Genomic DNA, 25,504 nt, shown 5'->3' with positions numbered 1-25,504 from the left:
CCCCATAGACGAGAAAGTCAACGGCGATGTTAAATCAAAAAAACAAGGTGACACGCGCGGACTATGAGCAGTGGCGTGCCGGACAGGATGAGACGGCGGCTCGCATCGCGTCCGACCCCGATAGGCTTCTGTTCCATGTGGAGCCTGAGCTTGGCTGGCTCAACGACCCCAACGGTTTGGTTCAGATTGGTGATACGTATCACATCTATCATCAATACGATCCTTTCGATGCTGCGCATGGCGGTCCAGTGCTTTGGAACCATCTGACGACAAAGGATTTTGTGACGTACGAGAATCACGGCCCCGTGCTGTTCCCCGATTCCGATTTGGATTCGAGCGGAGCGTATTCTGGTTCTGCCTTTGTACGTGATGGCAAGATTCACTACTTCTATACCGGCAACGTCAAGCATTTTGACCGCGATGATTACGACTACGTGTTGACGGGCCGTGAGCAAAACCAGATCCATATGGTTACCGATAACCCCGACGAGCTGGGCGAGAAGCAGCTGGCCATCGGCCCGCTCGATTATCCTAGCGACATTGGCACACATGTGCGCGATCCCAAGGTTCTTGAGCACAATGGCGTGTACTACATGGTGCTGGGCGCGCGCACGAAAGATGACCGTGGATGCGTGCTCGTGTTCACGTCGTGCGATCTGGAATCTTGGGCGTATGCGACGCGCATTGAGCTGGACGAGAAGTTTGGCTTTATGTGGGAGTGCCCCGACCTGTTTGAGCTGGATGGCGAGCTCGTGCTCGTCTGCTGTCCACAGGGTGTGCCCGCCGAGGGCTGGCGTTACCACAATCCGCACCAGTGCGTGTGGTTCCGCATCGAGGCCGATTGGGATGCCCGGAGTTTTAAGATTGCCGACCAGGGCATGCCGCCGATGGTTGATGCGGGCTTCGACTTCTATGCCCCGCAATCTTTTGAGGACGCCGCCGGGCGACGCTTGATGATCGGCTGGGTGGGCTGCCCCGATGCAACGGTGAAAAACCCAACGGTCGAGCGCGGATGGCAGTGCGCGCTGACGGTGCCGCGCCAACTGAGCATGCACAACGGCAAACTCTGCCAGTGGCCTGCCCGTGAGCTCGAAAAGCTGCGCGGTGCGGGCGTGCACGTTCATGCCGGTGAGGGCGCCGCGGAGCCCGGTCGTCTATTTGATGCCGTCGTCTCCTGCTCGGAAGTGAAGACCGTCGAGCTTAGGATCCGTGAGGGCGTTACCGTGCGCTATGCGGATGGCATGCTTACGCTCGACATGGACGATGAGGGCTACGGACGTGACGTAAGGTCGGTTGAGGTCGATGAGCTGCGTGATTTGCGCGTGCTATCGGACACGACCCTGGTTGAGATTTTTGCCAACGGTGGAGAGGCTGCGCTCACAAGCCGTACGTATTCGCCTGCGGTATCCACGATGGAGCTGCATGCCGAGGGTTCGGCCGAGATGGAGATCTATCGACTGGCTCAGTAGGCTGCAGGAGGCAACTAGTGCGCATGTCGGCTACCGTTTATCTCATATAGCGACCGTTTGCGGAGTAAGTAACAGATTTTTCTGAACCGTGTAAAATCTCTCGCAAGCACGGAATGTTTCAGGGAGACGCTGTCCTTTGTTATAGGCGAAGGGCGGCGTCTTTCTGGCGCTTATATGCCGTTGCACAACAGTGCGGCAGCAGCGTGTCGAACAGTGAACATGACAACGACGAGATGGGTCGTGATAATAATGGGCAAGTACGTAATCGTGGTTGAGTCTGGTTCGGATGTGACGCCGGAGCTTTGTGAGCGCTACGGTATCGTGCGCGTGCCCATGCACGTCACGATGGGCGATGAGACGGTTGAGGACGGCTCAATCGATCCGCTCGAGATCTATTCGCGCTGCAATGAGTTTGGCGTGATGCCCAAGACCAGTGGCTGCGCGCCTGCGGATTTTGCTCACGTGTACGACCGCATTCACGCTGAGCGGCCCGACGCGACCATTTTGCATCTCGCGTATTCCGAAGTCACGACCTGCTCACATCAGTCCTCCAAGATTGCAGCTAAGGGGCGCGACTACGTGTTCTCCATGGATACGCGTTTTGTCTCGGTGGGCCAGTCGCTCGTTGCCGTCGAGACCGCTAAGTATATTGAAGCCCATCCAGATGCCACCGTCGACGAAATCTTTGCATTTACGAATTCCGTCATGGACCGTGTACTGCTGGGCTTTGTTCCTACCGACCTTGCCTTTCTTAAGGCAGGTGGTCGCTTGTCCAACGTCGCGTTCCTAGGCGCCCATCTGCTCAAGATTAAGCCCTGCATTGAGGTAACGGGCGGCAAGTTCGTAGCGACCAAGAAGTTCCGCGGCTCTATGCTCAAGTGCGCCCGCGCCTTTATCGACCACATGGTTGCGAAGGGCGAGATTGACTACTCGCACATTGGCCTGGCGTATTCGGTAGGCCTTTCCCAGGAGCTGCGCGACGACATGGAAGTCTATGCGCACGACCTGGGCTTTAAGGACGTTACCTGGACTCAGGTCGGCGGGGTCATTTCGAGCCATTGCGGCCCGACCGCCTTCGGTGCGGTGCTCACGCTTAAAGCGTAAGGCCTAGCGTCTATCGATTTCTATTGCCTCGGCGGCGGGCGGGTTGCGATAACCTTCCCGCCGCTCTTGCGTGGGGCCAAATAGAACAACCCAATTGACTGCTAAACCGTTTCGCCATCATGCATATGGGCTAGAATGACTCTGGCATTTATGTAGCTAAAACCAATGAGAGGCGAGGTAGCGGGAATGGCTGAGATGACGCTCGAGGGTGTGGACGCTCGTCCCGAGGACTCTGCGTTTGCCCTGGGCCGCGTACATTCGATTGAGACGATGGGAACGGTCGATGGACCCGGCATCCGCTTTGTGGTGTTTGTTCAGGGCTGCCCCATGCGCTGTGCGTATTGCCACAACCCCGATACCTGGTCGGTTAACGGCGGCACCATGGTGACCGTCGAGCACCTGATGGACGAGTTCCAGAGCAACCATGAGTTTTACCGCAGCGGTGGTATTACGGTATCCGGCGGCGAGCCGCTCCTGCAGCCTGAGTTTTTGGCTGATCTATTCCTTGCAATGCACAACAACCCCGATGGTCGCGTGCATACCTGCCTTGACAGCTGCGGGTATGCGTTTGACCCCAACCACTCTGAGAAGTTCGATGCCGTTCTCAACGAGACCGACATGGTGCTGCTCGACATTAAACACGCCGATCCCGTCGAGCATAAAAAGCTGACCGGTTGCGATCCCGCACGTATTCTGGCGTTTGGTGATGAGCTCGCGCGTCGCAAGATTAAGGTTGTTATCCGCCACGTGGTAGTGCCGGGTATTACCGATACGGTGGAGGAGTGCGAGGCACTCGGTCGCTTGATTGCCCCGTGGCATAACGTGGTCGGCCTGGAAATGCTGCCGTATCACACGATGGGTGTCGTCAAGTACGAGCAACTGGGCATTCCCTATAAGCTCGAGGGCGTGCCCCAGATGGATACCGCGCGCATGCCCGAGCTGCGCAACGCCGTCATGACGGGCATGAAAAAGCGCCGCGCGGAACTCAAAAACGCCATCGGCTAGCGAGCCATTTTCGCTCCCTAAGGGCACTCATTGGGGACAGACTTAAATGAGTGCCCCTGGGCACCAAGTTGATTGCCAAAGAGCTCCGTCAAGTTGCGGTGGAATAGTTCTTGTTTTTCGGCTTATGCCGCCCAAATAGGAACTATTCCACCGCAACTGCGTTTTGGGCGGAGATGCGCAACAGAATCGTGGCATTTGGATAAATACGCTTGTGGTTTCTTTAAAGACACCTTAAACGCCGCTGAATATCTTTGGAAAGAAATGCCTGCTCGGTATTATGCTGCTCGTATATGAACGGTAGCAGTCAGGAGACCACGTGCGAAACAACGCATCGCGGGACGAGTATGTGCCGCAGCATAGCAGCAGATATGAGACGAAGGGCACGTCTTCGCGTGGCCTTGCCGACGCTCGCATCCGCGTGACGAAGATTGCCGCCATTGGGATGTTAACGTTGGCGGTTATTATCCTCGGAATTACCGCCAAAACCTACGCGTCGGAGCGAATGGCACACTCAGATGCGTCAACGGTACAGACGCAAAACAAAAAGGGCTCTGAATCTAAAGCCACCGCAAGCCAAACCCTGTCGACAGCGAGCCTCAAGACGAGGCTTTCGAAGGCGGACTTTAACGATATTCCCTCAGGCGATACCGTGCAGACCTTCTCACTGGTTGATGGCCAGATCCCCGCCCTGGAGGATGAGAGCCTCGCCGCGCTCCAAGATGCCCTTGATCAGGCCCAGGAATTGGGCGATGTGGGCGTGGTGTTCTACGACCTGTCAAGTGGCAAGGGCGTGACGTATAACGCCGATGTCGAGGTTTACGGTGCGAGTGGCTACAAGGCACTCTATGCGTTGTACATCTGCGAATCTCTGGTCGAGACGGGGCAGGTCTCACTCGATGATTCCCTTGGCACCTATGGTGGCTACAACATGGGCTGGCAGGCGGTGCGCGACCTGATCGAGGCCGCGGTCGTTAATTCGGACAACGATTCGTTTATTGCGTTACGTGCGGCGTTTGATCGTGTCGGTTACGAGGATTGGATTGCCGCACTCGGCGTCGAAGACGAGGTCGCACTCGATCCGATGAGTGATTTTCCCACTTATTGCCCGCGCACCTCGGCCAAGTTGTGGCGCGAGATGAGCGAGTATCTGAGCCATGATACCGAGACGTCGCAATGGCTGTCGGGCCTTCTGGCCTCTACGGCCCGATCGTTTATTCGTGATGGCATTGCGGACGACCAAGCCTTGGTGCGCAATAAGGCAGGCTGGATTAGCGAGGATGGTTGCTTTTCGACATGCGATGCGGGCCTTATCGACATCGATGGCCGTACCTATGTCATGAGCATCATGACATCGATGCCGTGGAGCGACCGCTCGAGCGAGGTTACGGCTGCGATTGCAAAGGCTCTGTTTGATACGCGAGCTGCACTGGCCTAGCGTGTTCGTTTGACGAGGTCAAACAAAATGCTGGTACCATACCGTGGTTGAGAATTTCGTATAGGTTTGGGGAATGGCATGGCTACCATCGCGATTATCGGTGCACTCGAAAAAGAGATCATGCAGATTAAGGAAGAGCTGAGCGACGTTTGCGAGGCACAGGAGGCAGGCTTGACCGTTGTGAGCGGTGAGTTCGACGGCCTGACGCTTGTCGCCACAACGGCGGGCATGGGCACGGTGAACGCCGCTGCTGCGACGCAGCACCTCATTAGCAAGTATGCTCCACAGGCAGTTGTGCTTTCGGGTATCGCAGGTGGCCTGAACCCCAAGCTCCATATCGACGACGTGGTTATCGGCAAATGCCTACGCTATCTGGATACCGATACCGCGCTTATCGCCGAGTCTGCACCGGGGCTCGAGGAGTTTGGCTCGACGCCTGCGCTGGTCGATATTGCTGCCGATGTGCTTGCTGAGCGTGGCTTTGTCAACGCCTCGACAAATGCAGCCGCCTCGAACGAGGGCGCAAAGCAGTTCCTGGTCGGTACGATTGCCACGGGCAACCGTTTTGTGACGGGCGCTGCCATGCGCACCGACGCTATCGAGGCGACGCATGCCGATTGTGTCGGCATGGAGGGCGCGGCGATTGCCCATGTCGCAACTAAAAATGGTGTCGATTGCCTGGTGTTGCGCGCTATCAGCGATAATTGTGACGAGGCGTACGATGCGATTTGCGACCGCGAGTTCGACCTGTTTGAGTATGCCCGTACCGCGAGTGGCATCACGCTCGATATCGTTCGCCGTATCGCTGCTATTTATTAGCGCGCTCTTTTGTAAGAACCTACGACCAAGGAGTGTCCATGGCCGATTCCATTAACTACCAGCTTGCCAAGTTCGTTGCCAGCTATGGCAAGGTTTCGCAGATTCCCGAGTCCACCTGCCCCGAGGTGAGCTTCGTCGGCCGCTCCAACGTGGGCAAGTCGTCGATCATGAACAAGCTTTTTGGCCGCAAGAACCTCGTCAAGGTTTCGAGCACGCCGGGCAAGACGAGCAACATCAACTTCTTCGAGGCCGACGACGTGCACTTCGTCGACCTGCCGGGCTATGGTTTCGCCCGTCGTTCCAAGGCCGAGCGTGACCGCTGGGCAGAACTTATCGGCGACTTCTTCGACTCGGAGCGCAGCTTTAACCTGGTCGTGTCGCTGGTGGATATTCGTCACGACCCGAGCAAACTCGACCATGACATGATCGACTACCTGCAGGGCAACGAGTTCAACTTTATCGTCTGCCTCACCAAGGCCGACAAGCTCAGCCGCACCCAGCAGGCCCGCCAGGCAGCAGCCATCAAAAAGCAGCTCAACGTGCCGGCCGAGAACGTGATCATCACAAGCTCCCAGACCGGCACCGGCATCGACGAACTCAAAAAGCGCATCGCCGAGGCCTGCCTCTAATCAGGTTTTAGCCCGTTAAAAGCTCTTATCTATATCAGGGATTTAATGGCGGGGAAGGTTGATTAAATGATCCAAGAGTTAACGGATTGTGGACCGAGTAGAACTTATCCCGTCTATTATCTTGAAGACGCAATGAACAATCTCGGCGACTGCTTTGACTATGCCGTAAACGACTATGGTGCAGAAGGATCAGAAGTTGCGGAGCTCTTTTGCCTAAGTGGCGTAGCTCGTGAATTTGAGCGCGGAAACGCATGGGTCGTATCGGGAAAATCGGGTGTTGAGCTATTCGCGCTCATTGCCGAAAGGGCTGGTTACCAAGTAGGCTCGATGCCAGATCGTACCTATCGATTTGAGAAGACGCCGGAATACTGGACGGGCTGGATATTGGCGTATCTACAGTGGCGTCTTGGAGAGTCTTTTGAAGATCTGCTGCATGTTGCTCCGTTTGATACGCTGCACAGCCTGTACTATCCCTGGCACGAAGCCTCGGAGGAACGCGTGGCGAGTCTTGTTTGCGATATAGCGAAGAAAACACCTCGTCAAACCAAACTGGCGCTAGCAAGGAAGAGGCTTAAGAAAACCCAGCAAGACCTGGCATACGAATCGGGCGTATCACTCCGCTCAATCCAAATGTACGAACAGCGCCAACGAAACATCAACGAAGCCTCAGTAACAACCGTAAGAGCTATAGCAAAAGCCCTCCACTGCAATATCGAAGACCTCCTAGAACCAGTTTTCGAATACAAAGAAACCAGCGCAGCGTAACCCAATATATTGCCAAGGTTTATATCTAGTAAGCGCTCCTTACCAGCAAGAGTCCCTACCAATAGAAAGCGGCTTAAAGGGCCGAAATCGTATGAATGGCATTGCGACTTCCAAATGGGTGACTGCTGCTTAAAAAGCTATAGAAATAGGGGCCGATTTAACGGCCCCAAGCATCGCATAAATGGCATATACGTTTTATCAACTATTTCTTGTTATTAACCCATTTGCAGATACGCCAAATAAGCACTCCGATGAGAATCCAAACGAGAGCGATCATAATGTCTGAGCGTGCAGGAATTGGGATCATTGAACTTCCTCAATTGATGTGAGTCTAGTTTGCATAGGTGTGGAGCGTGCTGCCTTCCATGGTCGCTTGCAACACGGCGACGCTGGACGCAACCCCCATCGATTCATAATTGAGTCGATATGTCGCCTGCTTAGAGTTCCATTTAAAGGACTCGTTTGTTACCGTGCAACCGAAAGTCGAATAGTTTTGTCCCCAAGCGCTGGTAATGAGCGAGTTCGCTATCTTGATCTTGAATTCGCGATAAATAAAAGGACTGTTGTAATAGATAGTCCAAGTTCCAGATGCATTGTTGTAGTAACTGTCCCATATCAGGCTGGGCTCATTAGTTTTTTTAATTCCTATTACTGCAACGGTCCCATCCTTAAGCTTGATTTGATGAGACTGCTCGGGACCTTTCGTTAAATCAAAATCTTGGGTTGCGCCAGAAATTGCGACAGCATCGCTTTCTGCAGCATAAGCAGTCGAAGGGCTAAACGAGAAACATATCGGTAATATCAAAAGTATCGAGAGGAAAAACGAAGCTTGGAGTGTGCGTAACACTTTGACCACCTCCATACTGCGATGCCTAGTTAAATAGTAGCATAGATAAACAGTTGATTATGTAACCTAAAAAGCCCCTATCTGCCCGGCGCCCCTTCAAAGCGTGGGTCCCTGTAGACATCCTCAGCAAGGTAAACGCAGGGATGGTCGGGGTGTTCCCCTCAAAATTATTCCGCAGCGCGAAGGCCTCTCGTCCGCTGCTCCGAAGGAACGCAAGATTAAATCAGCGAATGCGATATCCTGTCGAGGCTGCGCAGGCCCCCTTGGGGCTTCCCCTGAAAACAATCCGCAGATCGAATTGCCCCGTCGCGCGAAGCGCACGACGGGGCAATTCATGATCGAGGACGTTTTCAGGGGAAGCCCCAAGGGGACCGGTGAGAGCAGTGAGGCAGGACGCTACAGGTATTCGATCTGGGCGCCTTCCGTGTCGCACGTCAGAATGTGCGTGTCACACTTGGGGAACTGCTCGCGCAGCTTGACCTGTAGGAACTTTGCCACGATGGTGTCGTCAGTCACGGCCATGAGGGTCGAGCCCGAACCACTGATCCAGATGGTCTTTGCGCCTCCGTTAAGGCAGGTGTCGCGCACGGCGTTGTAGTCGGGGATGAGGCGGCGGCGATAAGGCTCCTGGATGCGGTCGTCGTTGGCGGCGGCAATCAGGTCGAGGTCACCAGTCTCCAGGCCGCGCGTCATGCCGGCGATGCGGCCCATTTGCCATACGGCGGTGGAGAGTGGAATCTCCTGCGGCACAACCTTGCGCGCCTCGCTCGTATGCACCTCGTAGGGCGGAATCACGGTAATAAAACGCAGGCGATCGCTTACCTCGTATCGCAGGCACTGGGGGAGCGAATCAGTCGGCGTAAAGGAACAGACGGCACCGCCCAGGATGGCAGGGGCGACGTTATCGGGATGGCCCTCGACCTCGGTGGCGATGCGGACGAGCTCGGCGCGGTCGACGGTGTGGCCTGTCAGCGCGGCAGCAGCCATGATGCCGGCGACGACGCAGGTGGAGCTGGAACCCAGGCCGCGGGCGACGGGCACGTCGGTCTGAATGTCGATAGCAACGGGAAAAGCCGGCTCGCCCCAGGCGGCCAGAGCGTCGACAAAGCTCACATAGACCAGGTTATTCTCGTTTTGGAACTCTTCGGGGCAGCCCGTGATGGTGAGCTTGTCGGCGCGCTCGAAGGTGAAGTGCGAGTAGAGGCTGACGGCCATGCCGAGGGTGTCGTAGCCGATGCCTAGGTTGGCGCTGGTTGCTGGGACGGTGATTTTGATCATGTGGGTCCTCCTGGGCGGGTCTGGCCGTTTAGTTCGCTGCTCGGGCAGTCCTGGCTCGCTCGGAAAGCACATTAAGTGCTTTCCGGCTCGTGCGGAACTCGCGACGAACTAAACGGCCAGACCCGCTCGCATGCTCGTCATCATCCCGAAAGCTAAATAAAAAGAAGGTGCGCCGGCTTTCGCCGGCGCTTAATAAGGGATCTAGTTGGTGCTCATTCGTTTTGCTGCAGACTCGACGTAGCTTGCCATCTCATCGACGTCGCAGACGTCTTCGAAACGGACGGGCTTGGACTCGAGCTCGGCGAGCTGGGTCGGGGCGACCGTGTTGGTGGCCTGCTCGAGTACACGCATAGCCTCAAAATCATCCTCGGGAACGTCGAGGCCCAGGGCGTCGCAGCAGGCGCGCGGGAACTTGTAGGGGCTGGCGGTCGAAAGCAGCACGCGGGCCTTGGCGCCCTCGGCGGGAGCGACCTGCTCAAAGACGTGATAACCACAAGCGGTGTGCGGGTCGATTACGTAGCCGTTCGCATCCCAGCAGCTCTTGATGGCAGTGCGGACCTCGTCCTCGCTGGCCCAGCCGCAGCCAAAGACGCTCTGAATCTTGGCCAGCAGCTCGGCGGGCACCTCGTAGCGACCCGTCTGCGCCAGCTGCTCCATAAGGCCGGCAACGAGCTCGCAGTCGCCATCGGACAGGAAGTACAGCATGCGCTCCAGGTTGGAGCTGATGAGGATGTCCATCGACGGCGAGATGGTCGTGAAGAACGGGCGGTTGCGGTCGTAGACGCCGGTGGTCAAGAAGTCGGCAAGGACGTTGTTCTTGTCGCTTGCCACGACGAGCTTGGCGACGGGCAGACCCATGCGCTTGGCATAGTAGCCGGCCAGGATATCGCCAAAGTTACCGGTCGGCACGCAGAACTCAACGGCGTCGCCAGCGGTAATGGCGCCAGCGCGCAGCAGTTGCGCATAGGCGGCAAAGTAATAGACGACCTGGGGCACCAGGCGGCCGACGTTGATGGAGTTGGCGCTCGAAAGCACGGTGCCGGCAGCCTCCAGGCGCTCGGCAAGCTCCTTATCGGCAAAGATGCGCTTGACGGCGCTCTGGGCGTCGTCAAAGTTGCCGCGGATGCCGCAGACGGCGACGTTGTCGCCCTCCTGCGTGGACATCTGCAGGTTCTGGACGCGGCTGACCTTGCCCTCGGGATAAAAGACGGTGATGCCCGTGCCCGGAGCGTCGGCAAAACCGGCGAGTGCGGCCTTGCCCGTGTCGCCCGACGTGGCGGTGACGATCATGATGCGCTCGGCGCCGCCGTCCTTGGCGGAAGTGCGGGCCATCAGACGGGGGAGCATCTGCAGGGCGACGTCCTTGAAGGCGCTCGTGGGGCCGCCAAAGAGCTCCATCACATAGGTCTGAGGGGCGTCAGCGCCCGGCGCAGCGTCGAGTTTGACGAGCGGCGTAACCTCTTCACTCGCGAACGTGCCGCGGTATGCCTCGTCGACACACGCCGAAATTTCTTCGGCCGTGTAATCATTCAGTAACATTCCCAACACATCTTGAGCGATTTCAAAGTACGATTTATCTGCAAGCGAGCTGATATCGACCTGCTGGGTGCCGAGCTCGTCCGAGACAAACAAACCCCCGTCGGGAGCGATGCCGGTGCGGATTGCCACCTTACTTGAGCACGATAAAGTGCGTCCTCGTGTACTATGATAAGTTCCCATATAACACTGCTCCTCGGATGCCTTGGTCCCAATCGGTGAAACCATGGTATCAGAGCGCGCAAAACAGGTTTGCAGAGGCTTTTAGAAAGGTAACCTCAAGCCCATGATTAAGATTGCCAAGTTTGGCGGCTCGTCGGTCGCCGACGCCGAACACTTTAAGAAGATCAAGGCCATCGTCGATGCCGACCCTGCCCGCCGTTTTGTGGTGGTTTCCGCCTGCGGCCGCCGCTTTAAGGGCGACACCAAGGTGACCGACCTGCTCTACCTGGTTAACGCGCACGTTAAGTATCACGTGTCGTGCGAGGAACTGCTCGAGGACATTGGCCAGCGCTATTTTGATATCGCTGACGAGCTGGAGCTCACCTATCCCATCCGCGAGGAGTTCGCGGCCTTTGCCGCGCGCGCCCGCTCGGGCGGTTACTCTACCGAGGAGCTCGTGAGCCGCGGCGAGTACTTCACCGCTCGCTTGATGGCCGAGTACCTGGGCCTGCCGTTCCTGGACGCCGCGACGGTTGTGGCGTTCCATCACGACGGTACGCTCAGCATGAATCGCACCTCCGAGCTGGTGCAGGAGTACGGCCAGCAGGGCGGCTTTGTTATGCCCGGTTTCTACGGCGCGACGCGAGAGGGCCAGATCAAGCTGCTCGACCGTGGCGGCGGCGATATCTCGGGCTCGATTCTGGCCAAGTGCCTGGGCGCCGATCTGTACGAGAACTGGACCGACGTCTCGGGTTTCTATTCTGCCGATCCGCGTATTGTTCCCGAGGCTCAGCCCATCGCCCGCGTTACCTACGAGGAACTGCGCGAGCTTTCGTACATGGGTGCGAGCGTCCTGCACGAGGAGGCCGTGTTCCCCGTGCGCGAGGCTGGTATTCCGCTGGTCATCAAGAACACCAATGCGCCGCAGGACCCCGGCACCATCATTAGCGAGACGGCTGACGAGGGTGAGGCGGAGCCCATCATTACCGGCGTGACCGGCAAGCGCGGTTTTGTTGCCATCAACGTCGCCCGCGACCGTACCAAGCCCCGCGTTGGCTTTATGCGCCGTGCGCTTTCGGTGTTCGAACGCTATGACGTTTCCGTCGAGCACATGCCCACCGGTGTCGATCGCTTTGGCGCCGTGGTGCAGGAGCAGGATGTGCACGACTCGCTGTACTCGCTCGTGGGCGACATCCAGCAGGAGGTCGAGCCGCTCGAGATCGAGGTTGTCGAGGGCTTGGCGCTCATCGCGACCGTCGGCCGTAACCTGCGCGGCCGCGCAGGTATCTCGGGCCATCTGTTTGGCATGCTTGGTCAGGCCGGCGTGAGCGTGCGCATGATTTCGCAGAGCTGCGACGAGATCAACATCATTATCGGTGTCGAGGAGAAGGACTTCGACCTGGCGATTCGGACCATTTACCGTGCCTTCTCCGATGAGAACGGCATTGTGAAGGTCTCCGACCTGGAGGCTTCCGCGCCGGTCGATCCCGCTCTGGCTGCGCTCCACAAGTAGCTGCTATCTCGCTAGATTTTTGGGACTCGCCTCAAAAATCTACGGCGGGGCGTTTCGTTTCGGTTTCGTTTCGACGGGGCGGGTTTCGTGCCTGCCCCGTTCTTGTATACACTGGCAACAATAATCGGCCTGCTCGGCGTGCGGGCAAAAGCCACAACCTTTAAAGGGGGAAGCATGAAACAGTACACGGTTGCTATTTTGGGCGCGACGGGAGCCGTGGGCACCCAGATGCTTGAGTGCCTCAACGAGCAGGAGTTTCCGGTCGGTAAGCTCAAGCTGCTGGCGAGTGCGCGTTCCGCGGGCAAGACCGTTGAGTTCCGCGGCGAGCAGATCGTGATCGAAGAGGCTTGCCCCGAGGCCTTTGAGGGCTGTGATATTGTGCTCGGAGCCGCCGGCGACGATATCGCGAAGGAACTGCTGCCCGAGGCCGTCAAGCGCGGTGCCGTCGTGGTCGACAACAGCCATGCCTTCCGCATGGATCCCGAGGTGCCGCTGGTCGTGCCCGAGATCAATGCCGACGATATCAAGTGGCATCACGGCCTTATCGCCAATCCCAACTGCGCGACCATCATCGGCCTGGTTCCCACGTGGCCGCTGCATCAGCTCGCCGGCGTGAAGCGCATGATCGTCTCGACGTACCAGGCGGCTTCGGGTGCTGGCGCTCCCGGTATGGCCGAGCTCGAGGCTCAGCTGGCCGCCCTGGGCCGTGGCGAGGAGATTCCCGAGCCGCGCGCATTTGCCGCCCAGCTCGCGAGCAACCTGATTCCGCAAATTGGCGGCGTCAAGGAGGAGGGCTTTACCTCCGAGGAGATGAAGTTGCAAAACGAGGGCCGCAAGATCATGCACCTGCCCGAGCTGCGCGTGAACTGCACCTGCGTGCGCGTGCCCGTGCTGCGTTCGCACTCCGAGAGCATTACGCTCGAGTTTGAGCGCGATATTACGGTCGAGGAGGCTCGTGCTGCGCTGGCTGCCGCTCCCGGCGTCAAGCTGGTTGACGATATGGCTGCCGAGGATGCACACGACCGCTTCCCCATGCCGATGGATACGTCCGACCAGGACCTGATTTGGGTCGGTCGCGTGCGCCGCGACATCTCGAACCCCGAGGCTGCGCGCGGCATCACCTTCTGGTGCTGCGGCGACCAAATCCGTAAGGGCGCGGCAACCAACGCCGTCCAGATCGCTAAGCTGCTCTGCGAGTAGTGTGACCTGTCCGGCGGTGGCCGGGCTTGGTTTTCAGAACGTCCTCGACCATGTGTGGCGCCTTGTCCTGCTCCTTCGGAGCCGCGGACAAGGCGCCACACTGGTCTGCGGAGTGTTCTGAAAACCAAGCCCGGCCCCCGCCTGCGGTGACGCTGCTGCGAGCGGCCTGCGATGGGGCCGTTGTTGGTTGGGGCCGCTGGGCTGATGGGGAGCACGTGGCCGTTGCGGGCCCTGATCCCGGCAGCGGCCTCGGCGCTTCGCGCCTGCCGCCTTGGGGGACTGTGGAGCGCGGCCGGCAGCTGCGGCGCGTTCGCGCCTGCTGCCTTAGGTGACTTTGGGATCGTGCGGCAGCGGCGGCGCTGTCGCGCCTGCTGCCTAAGGTGACTTTGGGGTCGATTGGGGTTGTCTGCACAATTCGCGGTATTATGGTGCGGAGTTTTGAAAGGAGCCGCTGGTGGTCACGACGACGTTTGCTTCGCCTTTGGGCGAAATCCTGCTTGCCGCTGATGGCCGCGGTTTGACGGGGCTTTGGTTTGAGGGACAGGAGCACTTTGGCTCTACGTTGCTCAAAGAGGATGTGGAGCATGTCGAAGGTGCCGATGCGGTTTCCGGAGCTGGGGGAATGTCTTCGGTGAATCCAGCGAATGGCGCTGCCTCTTCGGTGCTTGAGCGTTCTTGGGCGTGGCTGAATGCTTATTTTGCGGGGCAGGAGCCTCGGTTTACGCCGCCGTTGCATATGATTGGTACGGCGTTTCAGCGCGAGGTTTGGTTTGAGCTGCTTTCTATCCCGCGTGGCGAGGTCGCTACGTATGGCGAGATCGCCCAGCGTGTTGCGGCTCGACATCGTGTACCGGGAAACGAAGCACCTGTTGTGTCTCCCCGTGCCGTGGGGGCTGCGGTCGCGCGGAATCCCATTTCGATCATTGTGCCGTGCCATCGCGTGGTTGCCGCCGACGGCTCGCTTAACGGATATGCCGGCGGCCTCGACCGTAAGGAGTGGCTGCTGCGGCTTGAGGGCGCGTACGAGGAATAACGCCAGGGCACTTTGCATGACGAAGGCGCCGCGAAGGGACGAGTCGCTGTCCTTTCGCGACCGGCATGTGTCCAAGCGCTCGGCATCTGCGCCTTAAGTTTGGTTAAGCCAAATCCTGCGTATTTGAAAACGCGCAGGTTGAGCAGCTAAGGCTGCGCTAAGACGGCTGGCGGTGCGCTATCATCGGCGGTATCGAAACCTGTAGAGCCGTGCGCCAAAGGAACAACCATGAAGCTGATGCTTGCCGAGGACGAACCCGGCCTCTCCCGCGCCCTCACCGCGATTCTTCAACATAGCGACTACGAGGTCGATACGGCGCTCGACGGTCTGACGGCGTTCGAATATCTGCTCGCCAACGACTATGACGCCGCAATCCTAGATATCATGATGCCCGGCATGGATGGCATCGAGGTGCTCAAACGCACGCGTGAAGCCGGTAAACGCCTGCCCATCATCATGCTCACGGCAAAAAGCGAGGTGTCCGATAAGGTCGAGGGTCTGGATGCCGGCGCCAACGATTACCTGACTAAGCCGTTCGCCGCCAAGGAACTGCTCGCTCGCATCCGTGCCATGACGCGTGCCGCGACGGCAATTGACGCCACGACGCTCAGCGTGGGCAACGTGCGCCTCGACACGGCGGCTTGCACGCTTGTGGGTCCCTTGGGCGAGGAACACCTAGCCAATCGTGAGTTTCAGCTTATGGAACTCTTTATGCGCAACGCCGGGACGCGCATGCCCACCGAGCGTCTGATGCTCGAGGTTTGGGGCGAGGACGCGCTCGAAGGTGCCAACGTGGTGTGGGTCTACATCTCATACCTGCGTAAAAAGCTGACGGCGCTTGGTGCCGACGTGGCCATTCGCGCATCGCGCAACCAGGGCTATTCGCTCGAGGTTGTCGAGGAAGGCGAATAAGCGTGAGCGCGAGCGCGTGGTGGAAGCGCATGGCGGCAAAGCTCGGCATGGGCGCGGACTCGGGCAATCCGGGGCGCGCCGATGCTGCCAGTGCAATGGGCCGCCGCCTGCGTCGCAAGTTCATCTTGGTTGCCATGGGTGCCGTGACCGTCGTGCTCACGCTCATCATCGTCGGCATCAACATCGTCAATTATTCGCATGTCTGCAAGATGGCCGATGCTCGCCTGGACTATATCCTGGCGGGCAAGGACGGTATCGATTGGGGAGACGAGCCTAAAGACGATCCCGCTAATGGCAAGGATGCCGGCGATAGTCAGGCGGGCGTTCGCATCAGGCACTTCGAAGGCATGACGGCGGAGTCTCCCTTCGACACGCGCTACTTTACGGTGTCGATTGCCGGCGGGCAGGTGACCGATGTCAACACGGCCCGCATTGCCGCGGTGGGTGCCAAGCGTGCCGCCCGCATCGCTGCAGGACTATATTCCAAGGGCTGGAACTCGGGCTTTTCTGGTAACTACCGCTATACGGTTACGGTTCAGGGCGACGAGACAACCTATGTGTTCGTGGACTGCTCGCGCGAGCTTGCAAGCTTTCATTCGTTTTTGAGCGCGAGCGTGGCAATCAGTTGCATTGGCTGGCTGGCGGTGCTGGCAATTGTGGCGGGTGCCTCGGGCGCGGTGATTCGACCGATGGTCGAGAGCTACAGCAAGCAAAAGCGGTTCATTACCGATGCAAGCCATGAGATCAAGACGCCGCTGGCTGTGATTGATGCCGCGAACGAGGTACAAGAGATTGAAAGCGGCGCGAGCGAGTGGACGCAGAGCATTCACGAGCAGGTCGCGCGGCTGACGGCGCTCACGGAGCGTCTAGTGTTCCTGGCACGTATGGACGAGGGTTCAGCCGGCTTTACCATGGCGGCGATCGATCTTTCGGAGGCCGTGGACAAGGCTGCGGCGCCGTTTGAGTCGGTGGCGGTTTCGCGTGGAAAGCGGCTGTCGACGTCGATTGCGAGTGGCGTGCGGGCCCATGCCGATGCCGCGGCAGTGGCGCAGGTTGTTGAGCTGCTGCTGGACAACGCCACGCGCTATGCGAGCGAGGACAGTGTAATTGAGTTGAGCTTGCGTGCCGTCTCGCGCGGTCAGGGTAAGGGCGTCGCCGAACTTGTCGTATCGAACGCCGTGGACGAGCTGCCCGAAGGCGACCCGGATCGATTGTTCGACCGCTTCTATCGTGCGGACGTGTCGCGCAGCTCCAAGACGGGCGGCTCGGGTGTGGGACTATCCGTTGTGCGTGCTATCGCCGAGGCTCATGGCGGGAGCGCTTCTGTCTGCGGCCACGGCAATCAGATTACCTTCACCGTCCGCTTCTAAAACCTGCCAAAAAGGGACAGGTTTATTTTGGCAGGTTTTATCTGGGGAAACGCCGGCGGGAGAGTGGCCCTCTACGCTCGCTCTTGCAGAGCGTAGATCGACTTGTCCATGTTAAACAGGTAAGCCACGACGCAGACAATAAAGAACATCGGCGGATTGCCAAAGCCAAAGACCTCGCAGCCAATAAGGATGGGCACGAGCAGCGTATTAGTGGCGCTGCCAAAGACGGCGGCATAACCCAGCGCGGCGCAGAGCTCGACGGGCATGCCGAGAATCCCGGCGAGTATGACACCAAGGCTGGCCCCGATGGAGAACAGCGGCGTTACCTCGCCACCCTGATAGCCTGCGGCAAGCGTGGCAATGGTGAGTGCAAATTTGAGCGCCCAGTCCCAGGGCATGATGGTGGCCTTGCCGTCACCGCTGAGCGCTGCCGATATCAGGTTGGTACCAAGTCCGCAATATCGACCCTGCCACAGTGCGAACAGAATCGCCGAAAGCGCGATGCCCATAACGGCGATGCGGGCATAGGGGTTGGGGAGCAGCCGCGCCGCAAGGGTTTTGGCGTGCGCAAGGCACCAGGCAAAGGCGCCGCCCACCATGCCAAACGCGATGCCCAGCGCCGCAAGCCGTCCAAGACCGGGGAGGTCAAGCGCGTATGAGGCGGCAACGGCGACCTGAAACTTTTCGAGTCCCAAGGCGCCGGAGGTCATGCTTGCGGCGAGCGAGGCTGCGAGTGCGGGAAGCAGCACACGGTATTCCAGGCGTCCTGCGACCAGTACCTCGATGGCAAAGACCGTGGCGGCGAAGGGCGTTCGAAAGAGCCCGGCAAAGCCGGCGGCCATGCCAATAAGCAAAAACGTGTTGCCGGGATCTCGGAAGGGTAGGCGTCGGCCAATCCAATGTGAGACGGTTGCACCGATCTGCACGGCCACGCCCTCGCGTCCCGCACTGCCGCCAAAGAGGTGCGTCCCCCACGTGCTCAGCATAATGAGCGGCACCAGGCGCGGAGAGATAGCGTCCTCGCGTCCGTGGCCTACGTCGAACACCAGGCTCATGCCGCGGTCGGTGCCTTTGCCCCAAGTGCGGTAGGCAAACACGATGGCAAGGCCCGCGAGAGCGAGGAAGGGAAGGAGCAGCGTAATGTGCTCATCGCGGAAGGCGCCGATTGTCAGAAGCACGCGACCAAAAAGGGCACAGATGGCGCCAACGATAACGCCGATGGGGATTCCGACGGCACCCATAAGCACGAGGCCACCATAGCTGTTGACCAGTCGCTTAATTCTGCTCGATTCGCCGCTTCCCGACATTTCTCCTCCAAAACAAAAAAGACTCCTGCCGCGGCGCGATGCCTAAGAGGCACCACGTAACAGCAGAAGTCATCAGCAACAAGGCGGTTTAGGGTGACGTTGCAGCTTGGCTGGCGCACCCAGCGGAGACATTCATTCCGCAGCGGCATCATAGCGGTGGGCGAGGTCTGGGTCAATCGCCTTGGACAGCCCTACGCCCGCCTGCGCGACGCGATACCTTCGTTTCCCCATATAAAACCTGCCAAAATGAACCTGTCCCTTTTTGGTCGGTGCGAAATGGGTAATACTAAAGAGTTATCCGACCAGATGGGAACCGATCGATGGCTTATATCGAATTCAAAGACGTCATCAAAGCATACGGCGAGGGCGATGCCCGCATTCATGCACTCGACGGCGCGAGCTTTACCGTTGAGCGTGGCGAGCTCGCCATTATCCTGGGCGCCTCGGGTGCCGGCAAGACCACGGCGCTCAACATCCTGGGCGGCATGGATACGGTAACCTCCGGCACCGTGACGGTGGACGGGCGCGACGTGAGCTCCGCCAACGAGGCTCAGCTCGTGGAATACCGCCGCGCCGATGTCGGCTTTGTCTTCCAGTTCTACAATCTGGTCCCCAACCTGACGGCGCTCGAAAACGTCGAGCTTGCGGCGCAAATCTGCCCCGATTCGCTCGATGCCGAGCAAACGCTTTGCCAGGTTGGCCTGGGCGAGCGCCTGGGCAACTTTCCGGCACAGCTTTCGGGCGGCGAGCAGCAGCGCGTGTCCATTGCCCGCGCACTGGCAAAGAACCCCAAGCTGCTTTTGTGCGACGAGCCCACGGGCGCACTTGACTATAAAACCGGCAAGCAGATCTTGCAGCTGCTACAGGACACTTGCCGCAAGCAGGGCATTACGGTCATCATCATCACCCATAACTCCGCGCTAGCACCCATGGCCGATCGCCTGATCCGCTTTAAGAACGGTCGCGTGGAGAGCGAGACGGTCCAGCAAAATCCCGTGCCGATCGAGACGATCGAGTGGTAGCGCCCATGGACCAGGACCGCCAAAACAGCCTACGCCGCGACGCGCAGAACACGGAGCGCGAGCAGGATTTTACGACCTACCGCACTGCCCAAAGCTCAAACGATATGGTGCCGACGGTTTTTCGCCGTGGCATCTACCGCACAATCCGAGGCAGCCTTAAGCGCTTCCTGTCCATTGTGGTCATCACCGCGCTCGGCGTGAGTGTGATGTGCGGTCTTAAGGCGGGCTGCGAGGATCTGTGCGATTCGGTCGACGCCTACTTTGACCAGCAGAATGTCTACGATATCAACGTCCAGTCGACCTATGGCCTGACCAACGATGATCTCGCCTCCATCCAAGAGGTCGATGGTGTCGAGACGGCCGAGGGCATCTACACCGAGACCGCCTACACCGCCGTGGGTACAACGCGCGAGCGCGTGGTCGTGCAGAGTCTCTCCAAGGAGAACATCGATCAGCCGGTGCTCGTGAACGGCGATTTGCCCGAGAGCGCCGATGAAGTCGCGGTGACTTCGAAGTTCCTGAAGGCATCGGGCAAGAAAATCGGCGATACCGTGAGTTTTGCCGCCAATGACGCAAGCTCGTCGAACCAAAGTGCCAAGGATCAGTTTGCCGCGGGCGATTACACCATTACGGCCGAGGTCCTCGACCCCACTGATGTAAGTTCTGACTCGACAGTCAACGCCTTTCGCGCTGCTTCGGCGGCGGACTATAAGTTCTATGTGAGCGAGGATGCCGCGACATCTTCTTCCTACTCCGCGGTCCACGTGATCGTCGAGGGAGCCAAGAGCCTCAACTCCTATTCGGATTCCTACGCGGCAAAGATCAATGAGGTCAAGGGCAATATCGAGAAGATCCGCGAGGAGCGTGAGAAGGCGCGCGCTCAGGAGTTGACGGTCGACACGCCGGCAAGCTTGGATGCGGCCGAGCGCCAGGCGAATATGCTCTTTGGGATTGAACAGGGCAACATCGATCGTATGGCCGAGGGCAGTGAGGAGCGCGTCCAGGCTCAGGCCGAGTTGGACCAGCGCCGCGCCGCCGCCGACCAACAGTTTGCCGATGCCCGCGCCGAGCTCTCTGACCTGGGCGAATGCACCTGGTACATCCAGGATCGCGGCAATATCGCAAGCTACTCGAGCGTCGAGAGCGATAGCTCGTCAATTGAGGCCATCGCCACGGTGTTCCCGTTCATCTTCTTTATCGTCGCCGTGCTCATCAGCCTCACCACCGCCACGCGTATGGTTGAGGAGGAGCGCACGCTCATCGGCCTGTATAAGGCGCTCGGTTATTCGCGCGGGCGCATCCTGTCCAAATACGTGGACTATGCGCTGTGGGCTTGTCTGATCGGCGGCGTGCTCGGCAACATCATCGGCTTTGTGGGCCTGCCGCTGTTCTTGTTTACGGTGTTCGACGACATGTACTCACTGCCCCAGATGCTGCTTTCGTACGACATCGTGTCCTCAATCGTTTCTGTGGCGCTGTTTGCTGTGGGCGTGGTGGGCGCCACGATTATCGCCTGCCGCCACGAGATGGCCGAGACGCCGGCTTCGCTCATGCGTCCCAAGGCGCCGCGTGCCGGCTCACGCATTCTGCTCGAGCGTATCGGATTTATCTGGCGCCGCATGGGCTTTTTGAACAAGGTGGCAGCGCGTAACCTGTTCCGTTATAAAAAACGTGCCTTTATGACCATCTTTGGCATCGCGGGCTGCACGGCGCTTGTGATTTGCGGCATGGGCATTCGTGATACGTCGGTCGCGCTGTCGCCCAAGCAGTACGGCCACGTCACGCGCTATGACTTGCTGGCGGTCGCCAATCCCGACGATTTTTCGCAGACGTGCGCGGCATTGGATGAGCGCAGCGCGGCCAAGGATTCCGACGTGACCGTGACCTCGACCCTGCCGATTATGACCGACAACGTCACCTTTACATTTGGCGGCAAGAGCGAGACCGTGCAGCTGATCGTGATTCCCGACGACCGCACGGGTGACTTGGGCGATTACGTGCGCCTGGAGGATGAGTCCAAAGAACCGCTCGCCCTGCGTGACGGGGACGTGTATTTAAGCAAGAGCTCGCAGCTGGTGCTGGGGATTCAGCCGGGCGATACAGCACACGTCCAGGATTCGTCGCTCAACGTCGCCAAGGTCAAAGTCAACGACATTTCGCTCAATTATCTGGGCAACACGCTTTACATGACGCAGAGTACCTATGAGCGTGCGTTCGGTCGAAGCGCACGCCTCAACGGCGTCTTTGTGCTGCTTAAGGGTTCGTCGGCCGACCAGATTGTGTTTAGCAAGAAAATTAAGAGCGACGGTTGGCTCACCATCTCGAGCACGGCCGAACATTGGCAGAACTACGAGGCGAACTTTACGATTATCAATTCTGTCGTGGTGCTCGTGACCTTTATGGCAGCGTGCCTATCGTTTGTGGTGGTGTTTACGCTGTCCAACACGAATATCTCCGAGCGCGAGCGCGAGCTGGCGACCATTAAGGTGCTGGGCTTCCGTCGCGGCGAGGTGCACCACTACGTCAACAAGGAGACGTTGATCCTCACGGCGATTGGCACCGCACTGGGCGTGCCACTGGGTGGCCTGCTTGCCGAGAGCTTTACCTACATTTTGCAGATGCCGTCGCTGTACTTTGACGTTGAAGTCGAGCCGCTGAGCTTCGTGCTCGCCGTGGTGCTTTCCTTTGGCTTTACGTTTATCGTCAACCTCGCCACCAATCGTACCCTCAACAAGATCGACATGGTCGGCGCCCTCAAGAGTGCCGAGTAGCCTGCAAAAAAGGGACAGGTTTATTTTGGCAGGTTTTACCTGGCCAAACGCCGGGCACCTACGGGCGACCCGGCGTTTGCCCCGTTTTTGCTGGGGATGTCTGTCGTTCAGTGCTCTTACTGGCCAATCCAGTGTTGCGCACAGCTCTTAATGTCCTCGGTAAAACCGTCAAGGTCGTCAAGGGTGATCACGCTGTCGATAAGCAAATTGGCTATCTCGCGGTGCATTGTGCTGCGGCGAATGTCGTTTGCAATTACGCCTGAGGACAGCTTGTCTCTATTGAGGCGCTCTTCCAGTGCCCAAAATCTACTGGACGCTTCGCTGTCGCCGTTCAGCATCTCAACGTACTGGCCGATGAGCTTTTCCATATAACGTTCTTGCCATTGGGGAAGCATTTTCTTAAACAGCTTCCAGTCGCTTTCGGCTACGTCGCGCATATGTCCTCCGCTCGTCAAACGGGCTTTCCATTTGCCTTTCATTCTATTTGGTTTTCGCTCGCAGGCATGGATGAGAGGCTCTCTTCAGCCTTCGAGATTGAGCTTGAATGGGTCGTATGCCACAAAACGGGCCTATCTACTACGTTTAATTGGATACCCTCAACCATGCCGGGAAAACGAAAAATAAAACCGCAGGTAGAAGGCCTGTCGATTTTCGAAAAAGGCGGTCATGGTTGGCCCCATCGAGTTAAACGTAGTAGATAGCCCCTTTTCGTGGCGGACCATCAAACGAACGCCGACGCTTGTGCTGTAGCCGCTCCGATCATTCGTAAGTTGCGGTGGAATAGTTCCTAAACTCGATTACTCAAGGCTAAAACCGGAACTATATCACCGCAACTTAGGGGGGATGGGCGGGGGAGTACTAGTTGGATGCTGCTGTCGGGCTGGGATGGTTTAGGCTCGCTTGCGGTGCTTCCATTGTTTGCGGCACCAGCGCATGAGCGCCTTTATGACGGGAATCGTGATGAGGATGGCCCATGCGGGATGGGGCTTCCCCAGGCAAAGCCACATATAGAGAAACCATGCAATGGCGGCTGATGGATAGATGCATTCAATGAGCTTTGACAGATGGCGTCGATCGATAAAGTCACCAATCGCGTAGTAAGCGGGAACCAAAAAGACGAGCAAGAGCCCCATGCCCCATGTGCCGTAGACAATGCCGAGCACCAGATAGGCGAGGGCGACAAGCGCGGGGAAGGGGAATTTGTTCCATGTACGTCCGACCTTGGTGTGGAAATGCTTGCCATGATGGTCGAGCTTGTTGTGTGCTTCCTTCCAGCTGGAGAACGTCTCGCCGTCGATGGTGACGGTGCCGTCGTCATTGGTATGCACGCTATGTCCATCGTCCTCAAGCGTATCGACATGCACGCCGTCCGGCCCCACATGCACCTCTTCGCCCTTGCGCTCGTTTGTCACATGGATGCCGTTCCAGCCAACATGGACTTCCTCGCCTTTATTGGGATCAATGACGTGGATGCCGCGCGCGAGGGAAATATCGACAAGTGGTTTGTCGCCACAATCGGCGTGCTCGGCAGAATCTTCGGCCTCTTTAGCCTCATCCACCGTTTCGGTGCTGCCGTCCTCTGAGCCATCGGCATCACTAGCCGCTTCCCCATACAACAACTTATCCAGCGACACACCATACAGCGCGGCGAGCGCAATGAGGTTATCGGTATCGGGTGAGGACTCGCTGCGTTCCCATTTACTGACAGCCTGACGGCTCACACCCAGCTGGGCGGCAAGCGCCTCCTGAGAAAGCCCGGCAGCCTTGCGGCGATCAACGAGCCGCTGCGCCATCGCAAGATCCATGGCAGTTCCTTTCATGTGGTGACCGTAATCGAATGAGCCGAGTATGCCGAGAACAGCCGGTAGCGACCACCATTTCTAGTTAGAATCTGCTCCAACCCTACCGCAACCACCGGTAGCAACCCCTAACGACCAGCCATTTCAGGACAAATGTCAGTGCTACTCTCAGCTAAGAGCCTGCAACATCCCACAATCTCAGCCCACGCACCCGAAGCAAGAAGACGAATAGCCTCGGCTTCCCCAGTTACCGCAGGAGGCCCCAGGGCTTACCTCCCAAATCTTTCCGCAGGACGGAAGGACCCCGCCGCGCGAAGCGCACGGTGGGGTCCTGACATGTCCGAGGACGATTTGGGAGGTAAGCCCTGGGGCCTCCGATGGGGCGGTTCCAGCCGAGGCTATTCGTCGCCGAAGCTGATGCCCAACGCCTTGGCCTCGCGCACCAGATCGCTCTGGGGGTCGACAAACTTGAGCTTGCCGGCGACATCCTCGAGCGGCATGTGGCACATCTTGCCATCGCGCAGGGCAATCATGTAGCCAAACTCGCCGCGCAGGCAGCCCAGTGCCGCCTCGACGCCGCACTGGGTCGCAAAGATGCGGTCCTGAGCGTCGGGCTGGCCGCCGCGCTGCGTGTGACCGGGGATGGCGACGCGGGTCTCGCGACCGGTCTTGGCCTCGATCTCCTTGGCGATGTCGTACACGATTGACGGGCTCGTGCGCTCGGCGAGCTTCTTCTTGTACTCCTTCTTGGACAGCGCCGCGTCCTCCTTGGAGATAGCGCCCTCGGCGACGGCTACAATCGTAAAGCGGCTGCCGGTCTCCATGCGATGCTCGATGGTCTTGATGACGTTATCCATGTCGTAGGGAATCTCGGGGATCAGGATGACGTCCGCACCGCCCGCGACGCCGGCATACAGCGGAATCCAGCCAACCTTGTGGCCCATGATCTCGATGACAAACACGCGGCCGTGACTCGAGGCAGTGGTGTGGATGTCGTCGATGCACTTGGTGGCGACGTCGATGGCGCTCGTAAAGCCAAACGTCAGCTCGGTGCCCCAGGTGTCGTTATCGATGGTCTTGGGCAGGGCGATAACGTTGAGGCCCTCTTCGCGCAGGCGGTTGGCGGTCTTGGTGGAGCCGTTGCCGCCCAGCATAAACAGGCAGTCGAGCTGCAGCTTGTGATAGGTGTGGACCATCGCGGGCACCTTCTCGACGCCGTCGGCCTCGGGAATGTTCAGGCGCTTGAACGGCGTGCGGCTCGTGCCCAGGATAGTGCCGCCGCGGGTGAGGATGCCGCTAAAATCGGCGGGCGTCATGACACGGAATCTGCTGTAGATAAGGCCCTGGTAGCCGTCCTCAAAGCCATAAATCTCGATAGGTTCTTCGCTATTGGTCATAAGCGTTTTGACGATGCCGCGCATGGTGGCGTTGAGCGCCTGGCAGTCGCCGCCACTAGTAAGAAGACCGATCCTAAGCATGGTGAATCCTTCCGGGCAAGTTATAACATGCGCATAAGTTTACCCCCGCA

21 protein-coding genes are annotated in these 25,504 nt (G+C 58.5%); 14 read left to right on the top strand and 7 right to left on the bottom strand.

Going from position 1 to position 25,504, the window contains the following annotated elements:
* Nucleotides 1-26 precede the first annotated feature (26 nt).
* From I1M21_RS01355 to I1M21_RS01325, 7 genes are all read left to right on the top strand, one after another.
* Nucleotides 27-1,469 carry a glycoside hydrolase family 32 protein gene (locus I1M21_RS01355; RefSeq protein ID WP_195192114.1) on the top strand — a complete coding sequence of 481 codons (1,443 nt, stop codon included), beginning with the start codon at nt 27-29 and terminating at the stop codon, nt 1,467-1,469.
* A 249-nt stretch (nt 1,470-1,718) separates the two neighbouring features.
* Complete coding sequence (locus I1M21_RS01350) at nt 1,719-2,573, top strand: DegV family protein (protein ID WP_195192113.1); 855 nt, start codon at nt 1,719-1,721, stop codon at nt 2,571-2,573.
* Between the two features lie 186 nt (nt 2,574-2,759).
* Nucleotides 2,760-3,578 (top strand): pyruvate formate-lyase-activating protein, encoded by an 819-nt coding sequence (gene pflA, locus I1M21_RS01345; RefSeq protein WP_195192112.1) that lies wholly within the window; start codon nt 2,760-2,762, stop codon nt 3,576-3,578.
* A 649-nt stretch (nt 3,579-4,227) separates the two neighbouring features.
* The gene (locus I1M21_RS01340) at nt 4,228-5,013 is read left to right on the top strand and encodes a serine hydrolase (protein ID WP_195192111.1); all 786 of its coding nucleotides are present in this window, start codon (nt 4,228-4,230) and stop codon (nt 5,011-5,013) included.
* 78 nt (nt 5,014-5,091) lie between these two features.
* The gene (gene mtnN, locus I1M21_RS01335) at nt 5,092-5,832 is read left to right on the top strand and encodes a 5'-methylthioadenosine/S-adenosylhomocysteine nucleosidase (RefSeq protein ID WP_195192110.1); all 741 of its coding nucleotides are present in this window, start codon (nt 5,092-5,094) and stop codon (nt 5,830-5,832) included.
* Between the two features lie 38 nt (nt 5,833-5,870).
* Nucleotides 5,871-6,461 (top strand): ribosome biogenesis GTP-binding protein YihA/YsxC, encoded by a 591-nt coding sequence (gene yihA / locus I1M21_RS01330; protein ID WP_006234871.1) that lies wholly within the window; start codon nt 5,871-5,873, stop codon nt 6,459-6,461.
* A gap of 66 nt (nt 6,462-6,527) precedes the next feature.
* Nucleotides 6,528-7,226, top strand: coding sequence for a helix-turn-helix transcriptional regulator (locus I1M21_RS01325; RefSeq protein ID WP_229025497.1), 699 nt, complete (start codon nt 6,528-6,530; stop codon nt 7,224-7,226).
* Between the two features lie 331 nt (nt 7,227-7,557).
* Here the strand turns inward: I1M21_RS01325 and I1M21_RS01320 are convergent, their stop codons facing one another.
* The 3 genes from I1M21_RS01320 to thrC form a co-directional block, all read right to left on the bottom strand.
* On the bottom strand, nt 7,558-8,088 hold the full coding sequence (locus I1M21_RS01320) for a DUF5626 family protein (RefSeq protein WP_195192109.1): 531 nt from the start codon (nt 8,086-8,088) through the stop codon (nt 7,558-7,560).
* A 381-nt stretch (nt 8,089-8,469) separates the two neighbouring features.
* Nucleotides 8,470-9,351, bottom strand: a complete 882-nt coding sequence (gene thrB, locus I1M21_RS01315) for a homoserine kinase (RefSeq protein WP_006234874.1) — start codon at nt 9,349-9,351, stop codon at nt 8,470-8,472.
* 201 nt (nt 9,352-9,552) lie between these two features.
* Nucleotides 9,553-11,070, bottom strand: a complete 1,518-nt coding sequence (thrC, locus tag I1M21_RS01310; protein ID WP_195192108.1) for a threonine synthase — start codon at nt 11,068-11,070, stop codon at nt 9,553-9,555.
* Between the two features lie 103 nt (nt 11,071-11,173).
* Here thrC and I1M21_RS01305 point away from each other — a divergent pair, with 103 nt between their 5' ends.
* The 5 genes from I1M21_RS01305 to I1M21_RS09950 all read left to right on the top strand — a co-directional run bounded on the left by I1M21_RS01305 (nt 11,174) and on the right by I1M21_RS09950 (nt 17,077).
* Nucleotides 11,174-12,562: an aspartate kinase gene (locus I1M21_RS01305; RefSeq protein WP_195192107.1), complete on the top strand. Its 1,389-nt coding sequence runs from the start codon at nt 11,174-11,176 to the stop codon at nt 12,560-12,562.
* A 174-nt stretch (nt 12,563-12,736) separates the two neighbouring features.
* A complete protein-coding gene (locus tag I1M21_RS01300) occupies nt 12,737-13,762 on the top strand; it encodes an aspartate-semialdehyde dehydrogenase (protein WP_117766544.1) in 1,026 nt (341 codons plus the stop codon).
* A gap of 454 nt (nt 13,763-14,216) precedes the next feature.
* A complete protein-coding gene (locus I1M21_RS01295) occupies nt 14,217-14,795 on the top strand; it encodes a methylated-DNA--[protein]-cysteine S-methyltransferase (RefSeq protein ID WP_271762571.1) in 579 nt (192 codons plus the stop codon).
* A gap of 228 nt (nt 14,796-15,023) precedes the next feature.
* Nucleotides 15,024-15,707, top strand: coding sequence for a response regulator transcription factor (locus I1M21_RS01290; protein WP_195192106.1), 684 nt, complete (start codon nt 15,024-15,026; stop codon nt 15,705-15,707).
* Nucleotides 15,708-15,709: 2 nt separating this feature from the next.
* Nucleotides 15,710-17,077, top strand: coding sequence for a sensor histidine kinase (locus I1M21_RS09950; RefSeq protein WP_195192105.1), 1,368 nt, complete (start codon nt 15,710-15,712; stop codon nt 17,075-17,077).
* A 71-nt stretch (nt 17,078-17,148) separates the two neighbouring features.
* On the opposite strand, the gene I1M21_RS01280 is transcribed toward I1M21_RS09950, so the two are convergent.
* Entirely contained in the window at nt 17,149-18,384 is a 1,236-nt protein-coding gene (locus I1M21_RS01280; protein WP_229025496.1) for a chloride channel protein, read from the bottom strand.
* A gap of 320 nt (nt 18,385-18,704) precedes the next feature.
* Here I1M21_RS01280 and I1M21_RS01275 point away from each other — a divergent pair, with 320 nt between their 5' ends.
* Together I1M21_RS01275 and I1M21_RS01270 are read left to right on the top strand one after the other, a co-directional pair.
* Complete coding sequence (locus tag I1M21_RS01275; RefSeq protein ID WP_195192104.1) at nt 18,705-19,406, top strand: ABC transporter ATP-binding protein; 702 nt, start codon at nt 18,705-18,707, stop codon at nt 19,404-19,406.
* Between the two features lie 5 nt (nt 19,407-19,411).
* Nucleotides 19,412-22,177, top strand: coding sequence for an FtsX-like permease family protein (locus I1M21_RS01270; RefSeq protein WP_229025495.1), 2,766 nt, complete (start codon nt 19,412-19,414; stop codon nt 22,175-22,177).
* A 116-nt stretch (nt 22,178-22,293) separates the two neighbouring features.
* Here the strand turns inward: I1M21_RS01270 and I1M21_RS01265 are convergent, their stop codons facing one another.
* The 3 genes from I1M21_RS01265 to I1M21_RS01255 all read right to left on the bottom strand — a co-directional run bounded on the left by I1M21_RS01265 (nt 22,294) and on the right by I1M21_RS01255 (nt 25,454).
* The gene (locus I1M21_RS01265; RefSeq protein WP_195192103.1) at nt 22,294-22,614 is read right to left on the bottom strand and encodes a multidrug transporter; all 321 of its coding nucleotides are present in this window, start codon (nt 22,612-22,614) and stop codon (nt 22,294-22,296) included.
* A gap of 453 nt (nt 22,615-23,067) precedes the next feature.
* Entirely contained in the window at nt 23,068-23,982 is a 915-nt protein-coding gene (locus I1M21_RS01260; protein ID WP_195192102.1) for a helix-turn-helix domain-containing protein, read from the bottom strand.
* Nucleotides 23,983-24,374: 392 nt separating this feature from the next.
* Nucleotides 24,375-25,454 carry a 6-phosphofructokinase gene (locus I1M21_RS01255; RefSeq protein WP_195192101.1) on the bottom strand — a complete coding sequence of 360 codons (1,080 nt, stop codon included), beginning with the start codon at nt 25,452-25,454 and terminating at the stop codon, nt 24,375-24,377.
* Nucleotides 25,455-25,504: the final 50 nt, after the last annotated feature.

This window comes from Collinsella aerofaciens (assembly GCF_015546965.1).
GTDB lineage: Bacteria > Actinomycetota > Coriobacteriia > Coriobacteriales > Coriobacteriaceae > Collinsella > Collinsella aerofaciens_X.
Note: the sequence above shows the minus strand (reverse complement) of the source record. Positions and strands in the feature narration are given on the sequence as shown.

Coding starts and splice junctions, on each gene's coding strand:
- I1M21_RS01260 (WP_195192102.1), bottom strand. CDS start 23,982: ATGGATCTTGCGATGGCGCAGCGGCTCGTTGATCGCCGCAAGGCTGCC.
- I1M21_RS01350 (WP_195192113.1), top strand. CDS start 1,719: ATGGGCAAGTACGTAATCGTGGTTGAGTCTGGTTCGGATGTGACGCCG.
- I1M21_RS01305 (WP_195192107.1), top strand. CDS start 11,174: ATGATTAAGATTGCCAAGTTTGGCGGCTCGTCGGTCGCCGACGCCGAA.
- pflA (WP_195192112.1), top strand. CDS start 2,760: ATGGCTGAGATGACGCTCGAGGGTGTGGACGCTCGTCCCGAGGACTCT.
- yihA (WP_006234871.1), top strand. CDS start 5,871: ATGGCCGATTCCATTAACTACCAGCTTGCCAAGTTCGTTGCCAGCTAT.
- I1M21_RS01275 (WP_195192104.1), top strand. CDS start 18,705: ATGGCTTATATCGAATTCAAAGACGTCATCAAAGCATACGGCGAGGGC.
- thrB (WP_006234874.1), bottom strand. CDS start 9,351: ATGATCAAAATCACCGTCCCAGCAACCAGCGCCAACCTAGGCATCGGC.
- I1M21_RS01270 (WP_229025495.1), top strand. CDS start 19,412: ATGGACCAGGACCGCCAAAACAGCCTACGCCGCGACGCGCAGAACACG.
- I1M21_RS01255 (WP_195192101.1), bottom strand. CDS start 25,454: ATGCTTAGGATCGGTCTTCTTACTAGTGGCGGCGACTGCCAGGCGCTC.
- I1M21_RS01265 (WP_195192103.1), bottom strand. CDS start 22,614: ATGCGCGACGTAGCCGAAAGCGACTGGAAGCTGTTTAAGAAAATGCTT.
- mtnN (WP_195192110.1), top strand. CDS start 5,092: ATGGCTACCATCGCGATTATCGGTGCACTCGAAAAAGAGATCATGCAG.
- I1M21_RS01280 (WP_229025496.1), bottom strand. CDS start 18,384: ATGTCGGGAAGCGGCGAATCGAGCAGAATTAAGCGACTGGTCAACAGC.
- I1M21_RS01320 (WP_195192109.1), bottom strand. CDS start 8,088: ATGGAGGTGGTCAAAGTGTTACGCACACTCCAAGCTTCGTTTTTCCTC.
- I1M21_RS01290 (WP_195192106.1), top strand. CDS start 15,024: ATGAAGCTGATGCTTGCCGAGGACGAACCCGGCCTCTCCCGCGCCCTC.
- thrC (WP_195192108.1), bottom strand. CDS start 11,070: ATGGGAACTTATCATAGTACACGAGGACGCACTTTATCGTGCTCAAGT.
- I1M21_RS01300 (WP_117766544.1), top strand. CDS start 12,737: ATGAAACAGTACACGGTTGCTATTTTGGGCGCGACGGGAGCCGTGGGC.
- I1M21_RS01355 (WP_195192114.1), top strand. CDS start 27: ATGTTAAATCAAAAAAACAAGGTGACACGCGCGGACTATGAGCAGTGG.
- I1M21_RS01325 (WP_229025497.1), top strand. CDS start 6,528: ATGATCCAAGAGTTAACGGATTGTGGACCGAGTAGAACTTATCCCGTC.